The sequence below is a fragment of the Vibrio thalassae genome, assembly GCF_900089835.1.
In the GTDB taxonomy this organism is placed as follows: domain Bacteria; phylum Pseudomonadota; class Gammaproteobacteria; order Enterobacterales; family Vibrionaceae; genus Vibrio; species Vibrio thalassae.
Genome location: NZ_OANU01000002.1, coordinates 1 through 15,890 on the forward strand (window position 1 = coordinate 1; position 15,890 = coordinate 15,890).

Here is a 15,890-nt window from a genome sequence, read left to right on the forward strand (position 1 = left end):
AATCGTCGGTCTCGACGACAGTAAACGTCAACAGTTTGAGTGGATTCATCGACCTTAATCGACTGGATTGCCTGCCCCTGAATATGTAAAAGCTGAGAAAGTAACTGGGTCAAAATAGGATTCATCCATACTGACTAAAAAAGGGTTATTAGTCAGTATGGTAGAAGTCATAAGTATTGCGTTATGACTCAACAAAGCGGAGAAGAGCCGGATTACAGACCTGCTGCAGCAAACACCTGATTGACGATTTCTTGCGCTTCCGCTTCAATCAGTTTCAAGTGCTCTTCACCTTTGAAACTCTCACAGTAAATCTTGTAGATGTCTTCTGTACCTGAAGGGCGCGCTGCAAACCAACCATTCTCTGTCGTTACTTTCAGACCGCCGATTGCAGCACCGTTGCCCGGAGCATGCGTCAAACGAGCGGTAATGGCATCACCTGCTAACGTTTCTGCTGCCACCATTTCTGGAGACAGTTTCTTCAATACGTTCTTTTGCTCGGTATTAGCCACCGCTTGAATACGGTTATACTTAGACTCGCCGTGCTTAGCGGCAAGCTCTTCGTAATACTCTTGCGGGTTCTTACCTGTTACAGCGGTAATCTCGGCCGCTAGTAAACAAAGAATGATGCCGTCTTTATCCGTTGACCATGGCGTGCCGTCTTTGCGTAGGAAGGATGCACCAGCGCTCTCTTCACCGCCGAAGCCGAATTCACCATTATAAAGACCATCGACAAACCACTTAAAACCAACTGGCACTTCGCACAATGTACGGCCTAGGTCGGCAACCACACGGTCAATCAACGCACTCGATACTAGCGTCTTACCTACTGCCACATCATCACGCCATTGACTACGATGACGGTACAGGTAATCGATACATACTGCGAGATAGTGGTTAGGGTTCATCAGACCTTTTGGCGTCACAATACCGTGACGGTCATAATCTGGGTCGTTACCAAATGCTAAATCGTAGTCATCTTTAAGCGCCAGCAATCCCGCCATTGCATACGGTGATGAACAGTCCATACGAACCACGCCATCTTTGTCTAAAGACATAAACTGGAATGATGGGTCAACCGCTTCACTGACTAACGTCAGATTCAAGTTGTAGGCATTAGCAATTTGACGCCAATAATCAATGCCCGAACCACCTAGTGGATCAACACCGATTTTCAGGTTTGATTTCTGAATCGCTTCCATATCAATGACATTGACCAAATCATCAACGTACGGCTTCACAAGATCACGCTCTTGATATAGCGCTTGTGATTTTGCGATGGCAATAGGAAGACGTTTTACATCTTTCATTTCATTCGCAATGATTTCATTCGCACGATCTTCAATCGCCTGAGTAAGTTCAGCTTCTGCTGGGCCACCATGCGTTGGATTGTACTTGATGCCGCCATCTTGCGGCGGGTTATGCGATGGTGTGATAACAATACCATCCGCTTTATCCGCGTTTGCTAAGTTATGCGTAAGAATAGCGTGAGAAATGCCCGGTGTTGGGGTATAGCCGTTGTTCTCTTGAGCGATCACAGTAACGCCATTTGCCACCAGTACCTCAACAACCGTTGAGAATGCAGGCTCTGACAAAGCGTGAGTATCTTTACCCACAAAAAGTGGTCCTGTAGTACCCTTCTCTGCACGCACTTCAGCAACAGCTTGCGCAATCGCTAAGATGTGATTTTCGTTGAAGGTTGCTTTGTCAGCACAACCGCGGTGACCAGAGGTACCAAATTGCACACTTTGTGCTTGGTTACCCGCCTCGGGTTGAATCAAAAAATAATTGGAAACAAGCGCAGGAATATTATGCAGGTCTTCTTGCTGAGCCTTCTGGCCCGCGCGTGGGTGTATAGCCATAACAGACGTCCTTTCAAAATTAAGCTTAGAAAATACAAAAAACCTCATAATACTCGCTTCAATATGAACATTATGAGGTTTGAATCGAAATCTTAGATGGATGCCGTCACTTTTTCGATGAGTTCAGCGGGATAATCCATCATGGTCATCACTTGTTCCACCATCTGCCTTTTGCGACTGGTATTGGTGTTAGTAATAACCCAGAAAGGGGTGTTGGGAATTGCTTTTGGCTTAGTCGTGTTGCCGCTTTCTAATAGCGCAGCTTCGTTATTAGCAAAATAAACGCGTTTACGACCTTTAACCTGAGATGCTTCAGAGAAGCCTTCTGGATTTAAGCGATGCAGAGTTGATAGTACTAGCATAAATCTATCGATAGCTTTTTTCAGTCCAGCAAACTCATCCGAAATCAGCAACGAGCGCATTTCTTTTACTGAGTCTACCGCCTCTACTTGCGGGATCTCTTTACTAACGACGATAGTTTTCGCGGCAGCTGGTTTCTGTTCCGTTTCGGCTGCATCTACCTTTAATAAACGTCGTAAGATATCTGAAGCACTTTCGCCAATGTGGTGGGTCTGGCTTGCAATATAACGGTATAGATCCTCATCAACCTCAATTGTTTTCATTCGCTTTTCACAGTCTCTATGTTTAAACTCTGGGTGATTATAACGAGTTCCGCGATGAACCTCTACGTTAAACACATCACGAATAACAGAAAAATGTCAGCTTTATTGAACTACAAAAGAGAAGGTAAAGGCTTACCTGTCGTCCTTATCCATGGCCTGTTCGGAGACTTGAACAACCTTGGCGTCTTAGCCAGAGACCTAAAACAGGACTTCGACGTTATCAGCATCGACCTGCGTAACCATGGTCGCTCTTTCCATAGCGATGATCATAACTACACCTTGATGGCTCAAGATGTAGTGCAACTGCTTGAATCTTTAGATATCACCTCGCCTATCGTTATTGGTCACTCGATGGGCGGCAAAGTGGCTATGCGTTTGTGTGATTTTGAATACCCGGTTTCAAAACTCATTGTAATGGACATGTCTCCAGTCGAATACACCGTGCACAGGCATGACAATGTATTAGCGGGATTAGAGGCAGTAATTGCCCAAAAACCAACGTCACGCGCCGACGCTATGGCACTGATGAGCCAACATATCGAAATGGAGGGAGTGCGACAATTCCTTGGTAAATCGCTATATAAACATGGTGACTATCTTGATTGGCGCTTCAACGTTGAGAGCTTAAAACGCAACTACTTATCCATTTTGGGCTGGCAACCAATTGAGAAAAGTAATGTTCCGGTATTATTTATTAAAGGTGGCGATTCTGATTACCTTACAGCAGAGCACCAACCTTTAATACAAGCTCAATTTTCACAGGCAAAAGCGCACGTTATCGCCAATACCGGACACTGGCTTCATGCCGAAAAACCTGCTGAAGTGTTAAGAGCAATACGCAAATTCATTTAAATTTGACGTCAAACCAATACTGGACGTCGAGCACGCATTAACTTTATCCCACAACAGTGGTATAGTTCCGCGCAAGCATATTGGCATAAAGGAATACCATGCTTTACGACTACATAAACAAACTGGAATCTATCGGGTTAGATCTACTGTTTGCAGCGATCTTCTTTTTGATCGGCATGGCAATCAAAGATGTTCTCAACCAAGGTAATGTTCCTGTTTTTGGTCGACGTATTGTATGGCTTGTGCTGTTCTTAGGGTGCGCTGGTTTTGTCGCAAAAGGCATTATTCAGCTCAGCTGGGAAGGCTCAGGACTCGGCTAATGTCCCGGTTCCTTAATCCAACACAGACAATGAAAAGGTACTGAATCTATGGCAAGTGTAGGTCTATTCTTTGGTAGCGATACTGGCAACACAGAAGCTATTGCAAAGATGATCCAAAAACAATTGGGTAAACAGCTCGTTCACGTTCAAGACATTGCAAAAAGTAGCAAAGAAGATATCGATAACTTCGATCTACTGCTTTTAGGTATCCCAACTTGGTATTACGGCGAAGCTCAAGCAGATTGGGATGACTTCTTCCCAGAGCTAGAAGGCATTGACTTCTCAACTAAGCTTGTGGCTATTTTTGGCTGTGGTGATCAAGAAGACTACGCCGAATACTTCTGCGACGCTATGGGTACAGTACGTGACATCGTTGAAGCTAAAGGCGGCACTATCATTGGTTACACACCAACAGAAGGCTACGAGTTTGAAGCATCTAAAGCACTTGTTGAAGGTGATGACTCGCAATTCGTTGGTCTGTGCATCGACGAAGATCGTCAACCAGAACTCACTGACGAACGTGTATCTAACTGGACTAAGCAGCTTTACGAAGAAATGTGCTTAGCTGAGCTAGAAGATTAATTAATTCACTTATCATAGTGAAAACGAAAAACCTCCAGTCGGAGGTTTTTTTATTTTGAATCGCTATCGGAAGCGCTACAGATTCTGGTTTTCGATGCGATTTGACCCGTTTCAAACTCAACAGATTCTGTTGCCGCGATTTGACTAACATTACTAAATCGCCCAGCAAGAATAGGCATAAGTTGTTGGCAAACCTGTTGAGTCATGGCTTCTAACATCCATGTCGTCATCGAGTCGGTCTCTGGTTTACCTGCATACTGATAGGTTGTCGTTCGAAATAAGATTCCGTCGTTTAAAGCTAGATGCATATCCGAAATCGTGATTTTAGGATCAATCTGTCGGAACTGAGTGTGCACTAAATCACGGTTGAGTTGACTCAAAATCTCTGGTGTTAATGTTTCAGACAACGCTGCGCTGCTCATGACCGCCGTTAAACTTAAAATCATTAAACGCTTCACAACTCTCTCCCTACACTCAATTCATCACATCATAAACCATATCGTCACACTCAGAGCCTCAAGAGTCAAAAACTAAACTTGTAACGATGTGTTGTTTTCAGTCTCTGCGCGGTATTTGGGTTTCTTGCGTATGTAGAGCTTACGTTGAATGGTAGCGACAACCTCACCATGTTTGTTGTGAATATGGGTGATGAATTCAGGAAAACACTTGTCCCCGGTCGCCGTGCTGTTCAAGATACTGTCTAGCATATCCTGACTGACAATAAACTCTGCATTTAAGTCAGAAAAACCTGGTTTGATAAAGTCGATACTCGCCTCTTTGTCCCATACAAAATACTGTTCGCGAAGAATACCCATCAACATTAGCGAGTAAATCGGGTCCGTCATCGCAAAGATGCTGCCTCCAAACTGCGAACGGTTGGCATTCTTGTTCCACCACTTTAGTTTAAGCCGAACCTTTACCGAACGAAAATCATCACTAATTTCAGTAATTTTAATTCCAGCTCCCCAAAATGGTGGCCAGATATTTAAGGCAAATTTTACATACTTAGGCTTATATATCTTTGCTAATCGTCTATCCATAACACGAAATCCAATACAACATGTAAACAAATTGTAACTGGTCAGATGTGTTTGTAAAGTGATACAGTTCGCCTTCTATGTTAATACTTAGTAACCCTTTGAAGTTCGAGGTTTATTGTTGTGCCGTAGTACCCTATAATGAATAGATTACTGAAATCTGTCGATTGCTGCAGATCATTACAGGAAAGTTTATGTCAGACAATAACAAGGCACTTAAAGACGCGGGGCTTAAAGTCACGCTGCCGCGACTAAAAATTTTAGAAGTACTGCAGAAGCCAGAGTACCAACATATCAGTGCAGAAGACCTGTACAAGAAACTTATCGACCTTGGTGAGGAGATTGGTTTGGCTACGGTATATCGCGTACTTAACCAATTTGATGATGCGGGTATTGTGACTCGTCACCACTTCGAAGGTGGTAAATCGGTATTTGAGCTTTCGACCCAGCACCACCATGACCATATAGTATGTCTAGATTGCGGTGAAGTTATCGAGTTCTCTGATGAGGTGATTGAAACCCGTCAAACAGAAATTGCTGCGCGCTACAATATCGAACTCACCAATCACAGCCTTTACCTCTATGGTAAATGCATTGGTGGCGCGTGCAAAGACAATCCTAAAGCACACGAACCTAGCTAATTTCTAAGATAATTGAATCAAAAAAACCAGCCGTTAGGCTGGTTTTTAGTATCTAGAGCCCCTCTTATAGAAGAGAGGCTTAGACTGATTAGTTCGCTTCTACTTTAGCCCAAGTATCACGCAGACCAACGGTACGGTTGAAAACTAAAGATTCAGCACTAGAGTCTTTGATGTCCGCACAGAAGTATCCCATACGCTCGAACTGGTAACCTTGAGAAGCATCTGCTGCTGCCAAGCTAGGCTCTACAAAGCCCTTTGATACAAGCAATGATTCTGGGTTGATCGTTTCAGCAAAATTATCTGCGGCCGCCGGGTTAGCAACCGTGAACAGACGATCATACAAACGAATCTCAGCTGGTAGGCCTTTATCCGCTGAAACCCAGTGAATAACACCTTTCACTTTACGACCATCAGCTGGGTTTTTACCCAACGTATCCGCATCGTAGCTACAGAAAATCGTTGTAATATTGCCAACTTCGTCTTTCTCGATGCGCTCCGCTTTAATGATATAAGCACCGCGTAAACGCACTTCTTTTCCTAAGACCAGACGCTTGTATTTCTTGTTCGCTTCTTCACGGAAGTCTTCACGCTCAATCCATACTTCGCGAGTAAATGGTACGTCACGCGTCCCCATTTCCGGCTTATTCGGATGATTTGCAATCGATAACGTTTCACCTTCACCTTGGTAGTTTTCAATCACGATCTTCACCGGATCTAGCACTGCCATTGCGCGAGGAGCGTTTTCATTCAAGTCATCACGAATACACGACTCGAGAGAACTAAACTCAATCATATTCTCTTGCTTAGTCACACCAATACGCTTACAGAATTCACGAATAGATGCCGGTGTAAAGCCGCGACGACGCAGACCAGAAATAGTAGGCATACGTGGGTCGTCCCAGCCATTCACCAACTTCTCTGTCACTAATTGGTTAAGCTTACGCTTTGACATTACCGTGTACTCAAGATTCAGGCGACTGAACTCGTACTGATGCGGTTGGCAATCGATGGTAATGTTTTCAAGAACCCAATCATATAAGCGACGGTTATCTTGGAATTCAAGCGTACATAGAGAATGAGTAATTCCCTCAAGTGCATCCGAGATACAGTGAGTAAAGTCGTACATTGGGTAAATGCACCACTTGTCACCAGTCTGGTGGTGATGAGCAAAACGAACACGGTAAAGCACTGGATCGCGCATCACAATGAAAGACGAACTCATGTCAATTTTAGCACGAAGGCACGCTTTGCCTTCTTCAAACCCGCCGTCACGCATTTTTTCGAACAGCGCCAAGTTTTCTTCAACTGGACGGTCACGATAAGGACTCGGTTGACCTGGTGCGGTCAGCGTTCCGCGATACTCGCGAATCTGCTCTGGACTTAGCTCGTCAACATACGCTAAGCCTTTATTAATTAATTCAACCGCATACTCGTAAAGCTTATCGAAATAGTTAGATGAGTAACAAACGTCACCCGACCATTCAAAGCCTAACCAGCTTACATCATTCTTAATCGACTCAACGTATTCAACGTCTTCTTTTTCAGGGTTTGTATCATCAAAACGAAGGTTACATTGTCCCTGATAGTCCTGAGCAATACCGAAGTTTAAACAAATAGATTTAGCGTGACCGATATGCAGGTAACCATTTGGCTCCGGCGGAAAACGAGTATGCACGCTAGTATGCTTGCCATCCGCTAAATCTTTATCAATGATTTGGCGAATAAAGTTCGATGGACGAGCCTCAGCTTCACTCATCTATAACACCTCTATGTTTTAAGTATTGTCAGATATATAAACGCTAATGATCCACAATTCCTTGCGAAACCTCAACAAGAACTCGCATTTTCACATGATTATTTTAGTACCCAAACCTGAACTGTGAAAAAGCGTCGAACACTAAACGCAAAAAAAAGCCTCTCGACAGAGAGGCTTTACTATAGAAATCAATGAGTGACTAAATTATGGAAGTTTCACTCCAGAGAGGTCTTCACCAGCACCGATAGACTTCATTTCACCAGCGATGATTTCTGCTAGAGGACCAAGGATTACTTGTAGGTTGTTTTCACCTAGTTTCACCACACCCTTAGCACCTAGCTTTTTAAGTACTGCTTCATCAGCAACAGAGCGGTCTTTTAGAGTCAAACGTAGACGAGTAATACAAGCATCGATTGACGTCAGGTTATCGTGACCGCCTAGTGCTTTTAGGTATTGGCGAGCTAGGTCACCATTTTTCACGTCTGCATCAACTTCTACTTCTACATCGTCATCTTCACGACCTGGCGACTTCAAGTTGAACGCGCGGATTGCGAAGCTGAACGTGAAGAAGTATAGAGCACTGAAACATAGGCCGATTAGTAGTAGCGTGAATGGTTTTGTCGCTAGACCCCAGTTTAGTACGAAGTCGATTAGACCTGCAGAGAAGCCGAAGCCGTGTAGCGTACCGAACATGTTAGCAACAACCAGTGCTAGACCAGTAAATACTGCGTGCATTGCATATAGCGCAGGTGCAAGGAACACGAACATGAACTCTAGTGGCTCTGTGATACCAGTTAGGAATGAACAGAATGCAACAGAGAATAGTGCACCACCAACTTGGCTGCGTTTTTCAACTGGTGCCGCTAGGTACATTGCAAATGCCGCACCTGGTAGACCAAACATCATGATAGGGTAGAAACCGTTCATGAATACACCAGCGCTCTTATCGCCACCGAAGAAACGGTGAAGGTCACCACTTTTCACAACTTCAGTCACTTCTTTCACTGTTGCTGTGATTTCTGGAGTAACAGCGTTAGCAAACTCGAATGTGTGAGTTTGACCAGCAACTAGAGTTTTCGCAAGAGCTGGGTCTACACAAAGCTGTTGTAGAGCAGGAAGCGCTTGACCAGCCGCTTGTGCACCAGTAACTAGAACTTCTTGACACGTACCCATACCGAACCAGAAGTACGAGTTAAGAACGTGGTGAAGACCTACAGGGATAAGTGCACGGTTAAGCGTACCGTAAACGAACTGACCGATTGCGCCAGACGTTGATACTGCGTGTGCTAGAGCGTCAAGACCACCTTGGATGCTAGGCCAAACCACGCCTGAGATCGCACCTGCTACTAGAGCAAATAGACCAGCCATGATAGGTACTAAACGCTTACCTGCGAAGAACGCCAACCATTCTGGAAGACGAGTCGCATGGAATGCATTGTAAGAGTGACCAGCAATGATACCTGCGAAGATACCACCGAAGAATGACATGTTAACGTCAGCATTGATTGTTGTTGCTGTCGCCGTTAGAACGAAGTAAGCAACAGCACCTGCAAGACCTGCAGCACCGTTGCCATCTTTAGAAAGACCAATCGCAATACCTAGACCGAATAGCAAAGGTAGTTGATTGAAAATCGCTCCACCAGCTTGCGCCATAAATGGAATATCTAAAAGGTCGCCTTGACCCAAACGTAGTAGAAGCGCCGCAATCGGAAGCGTTGCGATAGGTAGCATCAATGCTTTACCTAGCTTCTGTGCATATCCTAGAATATTCACCTTAAGTTCCCCCTGTAGGATTTGAATTTTGTTGGACGACTTATTTTAGCCGTTCAATTTAGTCATATTCAGTTTATGAAATTAATTTTGACCCGCAAATTAAAACCTTACTATTTGTGATCCTAATCACCAGTTTTCGTCAAAAAAGAGGCTTTTTGCTAGCGGGATCATAAAACTTATTTTATCATACGAAAAAATAGCAAAATCTAAGTAGGATTTTGCCTGAGAGAGTTGCAAGAAGTAGCGATTATTTTGCGATGGGAATCAACTTTTCCAACACAGCAATTACACCAAAAATAACAATAACCCTCTCATTATCATTAAGTTACTTTGATTATTTTATCTAATTGAAACTTGCTGACTACTAAATCCGCCTCATTGCTACAGGCAGAAAACTAAGTCGAATCTACCTTATTTCGATAACGGCAATGAGCTAAAGAGAATACAACACAAGGATTCGCTAACTATGTATGCATTAACTAACTGTAAGATCTTCACGGGTAGTGACGTTCTAACCAATCACGCAGTGCTTATCAACGGTGACCAAATCGAATCAGTTCTGCCAATCGCAGAGCTTCCAAGCGACATAGAGTCGGTTGATTTGAACGGCGCGAACCTTAGCCCTGGCTTTATCGATTTACAGCTAAACGGCTGTGGCGGTGTGATGTTTAACGATGAAATCACCGCTGAGACTATTCATACGATGCATAAGGCCAATCTCAAGTCAGGTTGTACAAGCTTCTTACCTACGCTCATTACTTCCTCTGATGACAACATGCGTCAAGCATTAGCTGCGGCTCGTGACTATCACAACCAGTACCAGAACCACTCGCTTGGTTTGCACTTGGAAGGCCCTTATTTAAACGTTGCAAAAAAAGGCATTCATAGCCCTGACTATATCCGTCAATCTGACGATGCAATGATTGACCTTATCTGTGAAAATCGCGACCTCGTCGCAAAAGTAACGCTCGCTCCGGAACAAAACACACCAGAGCATATCGAAAAGCTACGTAAAGCGGGTATTGTAGTGTCTATTGGACATACAAACGCGACTTACGAAGAAGCCCGCAAAGGTTTTGAATCTGGTATTACGTTTGCAACGCATTTATTCAATGCCATGACACCAATGACAGGTCGCGAGCCAGGCGTTGTGGGTGCTATCTACGATACACCTGATGTCTACGCGGGTATCATTGCTGACGGGTTCCATGTGGACTACGCAAACATTCGCATCGCGCACAAAGTGAAAGGTGAAAAGTTAGTATTAGTGACGGACGCCACAGCTCCGGCGGGCGCTGACATGGATTACTTTATTTTTGTCGGTAAGAAAGTATATTACAGGGATGGTAAGTGTGTGGATGAGAACGGCACATTGGGCGGTAGCGCACTTACGATGATTGAAGCGGTTCAAAACACAGTTGAGCACGCTGGTATTGCTTTGGATGAAGCTCTACGAATGGCAACACTTTACCCAGCAAAAGCAATGGGTATTGAAGACAAGCTAGGTCGCATTAAGAAAGGCATGATTGCTAACTTGACCGTATTCGATAGAGATTATAATGTCCAAGGCACAATTGTTAACGGACAATACGAGCAAAATTAAGCATGAATGGCGGACAAATAGGTAACGTAGATTTAGTAAAACAACTTAACAGTGCAGCGGTGTACCGCTTAATAGACCAACAAGGGCCTATTTCTCGCATTCAAGTTGCTGATGTAAGCCAATTGGCTCCAGCGAGCGTTACCAAGATTACCCGCCAATTATTGGAACGCGGCCTCATTAAAGAGGTCGCCCAACAAGCTTCAACCGGGGGACGCAGAGCGATCTCCCTAACCACCGCCGTCGAACCTTTCCACTCCGTCGCTGTGCGTCTTGGACGAGACTACGTCCAATTCTCTCTTTACGATTTGGGTGGCCGTGAAATGGCCTTCTCCCATAATGATTTTTACTACACCAATCAAAGTGAACTTAGCGAAGGCTTGGTGACATCGCTTCGCGAATTTCTAAAAGAACATAGCCCTAAAATCGAACAGCTTATTGCTATTGGCATTACCCTACCCGGTCTGGTTAACCCGACTACGGGTGTTGTTGAATACATGCCAAATACCGACATTGACAAACTTGAGCTCGCTGACTTGGTTCGTGCTCAATTCAAAGTGGAGTGTTTTGTAGGCAACGATATTCGCGGTTTAGCTCTGGCTGAGCATTATTTTGGTGCAAGCCGCGACTGCCAAGATTCCATATTGGTCAGTGTTCACCGTGGTACTGGTGCTGGTATTATCGTCAATGGCCAAGTGTTCTTAGGACACAACCGTAATGTGGGTGAAATCGGCCACATCCAAATCGATCCGCTAGGTGAACAATGCCAATGTGGCAACTTTGGCTGTTTAGAAACGGTTGCGGCTAACCCAGCAATTGTCAAACGTGTTAAAAAGCTCATTGAACAAGGGTATGAGTCAACACTTGCTTTAAAAGAGCACATCACTATTGAAGATGTTTGCTCACACGCATTAAATGGCGACGAGTTAGCCAAACAGAGCTTAGTTCGAGTGGGTAACCAGCTCGGCAAAGCCATCGCAATCACTGTTAACCTGTTCAACCCGCAGAAAGTCATTATTGCTGGTGACATTACCATGGCAAAAGAGATTGTATTCCCAGCGATTCGTCGTAATGTCGAAAACCAGTCGTTAACAACATTCCACACAGAGCTACCAATTGTTGCTTCAGAAATCGATAAGCAACCTACAATGGGTGCCTTCGCTATGATCAAACGCGCCATGCTAAATGGGGTTTTGTTACAAAAACTACTCGAAGATTGAGAAAATGTTTTGGAATAACAAACAAACCCTTACATAAATTATGTAGAATATGTGACCACACTTCGGTGTGGTCTTTTTGTCTTCAGATAATAAAAAATACTATGGAACTGATCCTTATAACCGTCGCCTTCATCGCGGGCTTCCTCGCATTGAAATGTCAACTGCCACCCTTAGTAGGTTTTCTACTTGCTGGGTTTATTTTGCATCACTTTGGTTTTGAATCGACCGATACCATTACCACCCTTGCCGACCTCGGCGTGACACTTCTACTGTTTACTATTGGCTTAAAGCTCGACATAAAAACTTTGTTGTCCAAAGAAATTTGGGTCGGCGCAACCATTCACAATCTGCTTTCGACACTTTTGTTCGCCGTTTTGTTACTAGGTTTGAAAATTCTGGGCGTTTCTAGTCTTGCTACGCTCGACATTGAGCAACTTATTCTGCTGGGCTTTGCTCTCTCCTTCTCAAGTACTGTATTTGCAGTAAAAACCTTGCAAGAAAAAGGTGAAATGAATGCTACCTATGGCACGCTCGCCATTGGTATTCTGGTTATGCAGGATATCTTCGCGGTCATCTTTTTAACAGCGTCGACAGGCAAGTTCCCAGAATGGTATGCCATCGGACTATTTGCTCTTCCTCTACTTCGTCCCATCATGTTTAAGCTTTTAAATAAAGCCGGACATGGCGAAATGCTCGTATTAAGTGGCATCTTCTTCGCACTCGTCATGGGCGCAGGGTTATTTGAATTAGTTGGAATGAAGCCGGATTTGGGTGCGCTTATCTTGGGTATGCTGTTAGCTTCGCACTCTAAAGCTTCTGAGCTATCAAAATCACTTTTCAATTTAAAAGAGCTGTTCTTAGTCTGCTTTTTCCTTAATATCGGTCTTGCTGATCAGCCGACAATCGAAGGTTTTGTGCTCGGTGCATTGCTCCTCTTGTTACTGCCACTGAAAGGCATCCTTTACTTTGTGGTCATCAATGCATTTAAATTCCGAGTCCGTACGTGCCTTCTGACTACACTCACTCTGTTTAACTTCAGTGAGTTCGGTCTCATTGTCGGTGGCTTGGCTTACAAACTAGGTTGGATATCCGGTGACATCTTAGTCGCGTTAGCCATTGCCGTATCCTTGTCCTTTATCATTTCTGCCCCTCTAAACCGAATTGGACACAGCATTTACTTGCGTAGTGCGAAATGGCTAAAAGAACAAGCAGCAGAGAAAATTAATACCCGCGACCAATTCATCAATCCAGGCGAAGCTCAGGTTCTGATTCTTGGCATGGGACGAATCGGCACTGGTGCTTATGACGAGCTCTACCAACGATATGGAAAAGTTAGCCTAGGTGTAGAGGTGCGAGAAGAAGCCGCTAAACAACATCGCGAGGAAGGCAGAAATGTCATTGCAGGCGATGCCACTGACCCTGATTTCTGGGAACGTATTCTCGACACGGCTCATGTAAAGTTAGTATTGCTGGCAATGCCTCACCATCAAGGTAACCAAACTGCGTTAGACCTACTTCACCAAAAGCAGTTTAAAGGGCAGATAGCTGCTATTGCCGCTTATCCAGATCAATTGGATGAACTGGAGCAGATGGGTGTCAATGCAGCATTTAACATCTACAGCGAAGCGGGTAGTGGTTTCGCACGTCATGTGTGCGATCAGCTGCAGCCAAATCTCAAATAACAACGTCTACAAACATATTTAAAAGCCGGATTGACCGGCTTTTTTTGTAGTTAATTGACCATCAAAGCACCAACATTTAAACGCCATATATCAAATTGATAATTTAATTAAAAAATATTTAATCAAACATCACTTTTATCATCTTTTTCGTTCATCACGGTTGCTTTTTTTTGAGCAGATGGCAAATTGAACTCAACAGCGTTAAATTTCATCTAAAAGGAAGTTGTATGTGTTCAGTATTTGGCATTTTAGACATAAAAAGTGATGCAGCCGCGCTGCGTTCGGTCGCATTAGAGATGTCTAAAAAGCTCCGTCATCGTGGACCAGATTGGTCTGGTATCTATGCTTCAGACAAAGCAATTCTTGCGCATGAGCGCTTAGCTATCGTTGGCCTTAATAGTGGTGCTCAACCACTTTACAGCCAAGATAAAAAACACATCCTTGCTGTTAATGGTGAAATCTACAACCACAAAGAAATTCGTGCTCGCTATGAAGGCAAATATGAGTTCCAAACTGACTCAGATTGCGAAGTCATTCTAGCGCTATACCAAGACATGGGCGCAGACCTACTAGAAGAACTAAACGGCATTTTCGCTTTCGTCCTTTATGATGAAGAGAAAGATGAGTATCTTATTGGCCGAGACCATATTGGTATCATTCCGCTATACCAAGGCTACGACGAACACGGTAACTACTATGTTGCGTCAGAAATGAAAGCACTGGTTCCTGTATGTAAGACCATAAGTGAGTTCCCTCCTGGCAGTTACTATGGCTCTAAAGATGTAGAGCCTCAGCGTTACTATATTCGTGACTGGAATGAATACGCAGCAGTACAAGGCAACAGTACAAGCAAAGAAGATCTGACTGAAGCACTAGAAGCGGCGGTAAAACGTCAGCTAATGACAGACGTACCTTATGGCGTACTACTTTCAGGTGGTCTTGACTCCTCTATCACTTCTGCCGTTGCAAAACGTTTCGCAGCGATGCGTATTGAAGACGATGAAAAGTCAGCGGCATGGTGGCCTCAACTTCACTCATTTGCGGTTGGCCTCGAAGGCGCTCCAGATCTCAAAGCCGCTCGTGAAGTGGCCGACCAAATCGGTACCGTTCACCACGAGATGACCTATACCATTCAAGAAGGTTTGGATGCGATTCGCGATGTTATCTACCACATCGAAACGTATGACGTCACCACAATCCGTGCTTCAACGCCTATGTTCCTAATGGGACGTAAGATCAAAGCAATGGGTATTAAGATGGTTCTTTCTGGTGAAGGGGCTGACGAAATCTTTGGTGGCTACCTGTATTTCCACAAAGCGCCAAACGCGAAAGAGTTCCACGAAGAAACGGTTCGTAAGCTGCTTGCATTGAACATGTTCGACTGTGCACGCGCCAACAAATCACTTGCAGCATGGGGCGTTGAAGGCCGTGTACCTTTCTTAGATAAAGAGTTTATCGATGTGGCAATGCGCTTAAACCCTGAAGACAAGATGTGCGGCAACGGTAAGATGGAAAAACACATCCTGCGTGAGTGTTTTGAACACTACCTCCCAGAGTCAATCGCATGGCGTCAAAAAGAGCAGTTCTCTGACGGTGTAGGTTACAGCTGGATTGATACGCTAAAAGAAGTGGCTGAAGCGAAAGTTACCGATCAACAAATGGAAACCGCAGCATTCCGCTTCCCATATAACACGCCAACAACGAAAGAAGGTTACGCATACCGTGAAATCTTCGAAGAGCTATTCCCACTTGAGTCTGCGGCCCAATGTGTTCCTGGTGGTCCTTCGGTAGCGTGCTCTTCTGCAAAAGCAATCGAATGGGATGAGTCTTTCCAAAACTGTGTTGACCCTTCAGGTCGAGCGGTACAAGCAGTTCACAACGACTCTTACTAACGTCATCGTTAGCCTAGTCCAAAAAAACCAGCCTCAAGGCTGGTTTTTTATTT

14 protein-coding genes are annotated in these 15,890 nt (G+C 44.3%); 8 read left to right on the forward strand and 6 right to left on the reverse strand.

Annotation, left to right across the window (positions count from 1 at the left end; genetic code table 11):
* Nucleotides 1-212 precede the first annotated feature (212 nt).
* Nucleotides 213-1,859, reverse strand: a complete 1,647-nt coding sequence (pgm, locus tag VTH8203_RS00015) for a phosphoglucomutase (alpha-D-glucose-1,6-bisphosphate-dependent) (RefSeq protein ID WP_096991800.1) — start codon at nt 1,857-1,859, stop codon at nt 213-215.
* Nucleotides 1,860-1,951: 92 nt separating this feature from the next.
* Entirely contained in the window at nt 1,952-2,482 is a 531-nt protein-coding gene (seqA, locus tag VTH8203_RS00020) for a replication initiation negative regulator SeqA (RefSeq protein ID WP_038225436.1), read from the reverse strand.
* Nucleotides 2,483-2,575: 93 nt separating this feature from the next.
* Here seqA and VTH8203_RS00025 point away from each other — a divergent pair, with 93 nt between their 5' ends.
* The 3 genes from VTH8203_RS00025 (at nt 2,576) to fldA (ending at nt 4,236) form a co-directional block, all read left to right on the forward strand.
* On the forward strand, nt 2,576-3,334 hold the full coding sequence (locus tag VTH8203_RS00025; RefSeq protein ID WP_096992173.1) for an alpha/beta fold hydrolase: 759 nt from the start codon (nt 2,576-2,578) through the stop codon (nt 3,332-3,334).
* 98 nt (nt 3,335-3,432) lie between these two features.
* Nucleotides 3,433-3,654 carry a DUF2788 domain-containing protein gene (locus VTH8203_RS00030; RefSeq protein ID WP_096991801.1) on the forward strand — a complete coding sequence of 74 codons (222 nt, stop codon included), beginning with the start codon at nt 3,433-3,435 and terminating at the stop codon, nt 3,652-3,654.
* 48 nt (nt 3,655-3,702) lie between these two features.
* Nucleotides 3,703-4,236 carry a flavodoxin FldA gene (fldA, locus tag VTH8203_RS00035; RefSeq protein ID WP_096991802.1) on the forward strand — a complete coding sequence of 178 codons (534 nt, stop codon included), beginning with the start codon at nt 3,703-3,705 and terminating at the stop codon, nt 4,234-4,236.
* 50 nt (nt 4,237-4,286) lie between these two features.
* Here the strand turns inward: fldA and VTH8203_RS00040 are convergent, their stop codons facing one another.
* Entirely contained in the window at nt 4,287-4,694 is a 408-nt protein-coding gene (locus VTH8203_RS00040) for a hypothetical protein (RefSeq protein ID WP_096991803.1), read from the reverse strand.
* Between the two features lie 72 nt (nt 4,695-4,766).
* Complete coding sequence (locus VTH8203_RS00045; protein WP_096991804.1) at nt 4,767-5,276, reverse strand: DUF4442 domain-containing protein; 510 nt, start codon at nt 5,274-5,276, stop codon at nt 4,767-4,769.
* A 191-nt stretch (nt 5,277-5,467) separates the two neighbouring features.
* Here VTH8203_RS00045 and fcrX point away from each other — a divergent pair, with 191 nt between their 5' ends.
* Nucleotides 5,468-5,914, forward strand: coding sequence for a ferric iron uptake transcriptional regulator FcrX (fcrX, locus tag VTH8203_RS00050; RefSeq protein WP_096991805.1), 447 nt, complete (start codon nt 5,468-5,470; stop codon nt 5,912-5,914).
* An 88-nt stretch (nt 5,915-6,002) separates the two neighbouring features.
* Here fcrX and glnS read toward each other — a convergent pair whose 3' ends face one another.
* Nucleotides 6,003-7,670 carry a glutamine--tRNA ligase gene (gene glnS / locus VTH8203_RS00055; protein WP_096991806.1) on the reverse strand — a complete coding sequence of 556 codons (1,668 nt, stop codon included), beginning with the start codon at nt 7,668-7,670 and terminating at the stop codon, nt 6,003-6,005.
* Nucleotides 7,671-7,874: 204 nt separating this feature from the next.
* Nucleotides 7,875-9,443: an N-acetylglucosamine-specific PTS transporter subunit IIBC gene (nagE, locus tag VTH8203_RS00060; RefSeq protein WP_096991807.1), complete on the reverse strand. Its 1,569-nt coding sequence runs from the start codon at nt 9,441-9,443 to the stop codon at nt 7,875-7,877.
* A 466-nt stretch (nt 9,444-9,909) separates the two neighbouring features.
* On the opposite strand from nagE, the gene nagA reads away from it, so the two are divergent.
* The 4 genes from nagA (at nt 9,910) to asnB (ending at nt 15,837) form a co-directional block, all read left to right on the forward strand.
* Nucleotides 9,910-11,046 carry an N-acetylglucosamine-6-phosphate deacetylase gene (nagA, locus tag VTH8203_RS00065; protein WP_096991808.1) on the forward strand — a complete coding sequence of 379 codons (1,137 nt, stop codon included), beginning with the start codon at nt 9,910-9,912 and terminating at the stop codon, nt 11,044-11,046.
* Nucleotides 11,047-11,048: 2 nt separating this feature from the next.
* Nucleotides 11,049-12,263: a DNA-binding transcriptional regulator NagC gene (gene nagC / locus VTH8203_RS00070; RefSeq protein ID WP_096991809.1), complete on the forward strand. Its 1,215-nt coding sequence runs from the start codon at nt 11,049-11,051 to the stop codon at nt 12,261-12,263.
* A gap of 101 nt (nt 12,264-12,364) precedes the next feature.
* Nucleotides 12,365-13,945, forward strand: a complete 1,581-nt coding sequence (locus VTH8203_RS00075) for a cation:proton antiporter domain-containing protein (protein WP_096991810.1) — start codon at nt 12,365-12,367, stop codon at nt 13,943-13,945.
* Nucleotides 13,946-14,172: 227 nt separating this feature from the next.
* Nucleotides 14,173-15,837, forward strand: coding sequence for an asparagine synthase B (gene asnB, locus VTH8203_RS00080; protein ID WP_096991811.1), 1,665 nt, complete (start codon nt 14,173-14,175; stop codon nt 15,835-15,837).
* Nucleotides 15,838-15,890: the final 53 nt, after the last annotated feature.

Coding starts and splice junctions, on each gene's coding strand:
- pgm (WP_096991800.1), bottom strand. CDS start 1,859: ATGGCTATACACCCACGCGCGGGCCAGAAGGCTCAGCAAGAAGACCTG.
- seqA (WP_038225436.1), bottom strand. CDS start 2,482: ATGAAAACAATTGAGGTTGATGAGGATCTATACCGTTATATTGCAAGC.
- VTH8203_RS00025 (WP_096992173.1), top strand. CDS start 2,576: ATGTCAGCTTTATTGAACTACAAAAGAGAAGGTAAAGGCTTACCTGTC.
- VTH8203_RS00030 (WP_096991801.1), top strand. CDS start 3,433: ATGCTTTACGACTACATAAACAAACTGGAATCTATCGGGTTAGATCTA.
- fldA (WP_096991802.1), top strand. CDS start 3,703: ATGGCAAGTGTAGGTCTATTCTTTGGTAGCGATACTGGCAACACAGAA.
- VTH8203_RS00045 (WP_096991804.1), bottom strand. CDS start 5,276: ATGGATAGACGATTAGCAAAGATATATAAGCCTAAGTATGTAAAATTT.
- fcrX (WP_096991805.1), top strand. CDS start 5,468: ATGTCAGACAATAACAAGGCACTTAAAGACGCGGGGCTTAAAGTCACG.
- glnS (WP_096991806.1), bottom strand. CDS start 7,670: ATGAGTGAAGCTGAGGCTCGTCCATCGAACTTTATTCGCCAAATCATT.
- nagA (WP_096991808.1), top strand. CDS start 9,910: ATGTATGCATTAACTAACTGTAAGATCTTCACGGGTAGTGACGTTCTA.
- nagC (WP_096991809.1), top strand. CDS start 11,049: ATGAATGGCGGACAAATAGGTAACGTAGATTTAGTAAAACAACTTAAC.
- VTH8203_RS00075 (WP_096991810.1), top strand. CDS start 12,365: ATGGAACTGATCCTTATAACCGTCGCCTTCATCGCGGGCTTCCTCGCA.
- asnB (WP_096991811.1), top strand. CDS start 14,173: ATGTGTTCAGTATTTGGCATTTTAGACATAAAAAGTGATGCAGCCGCG.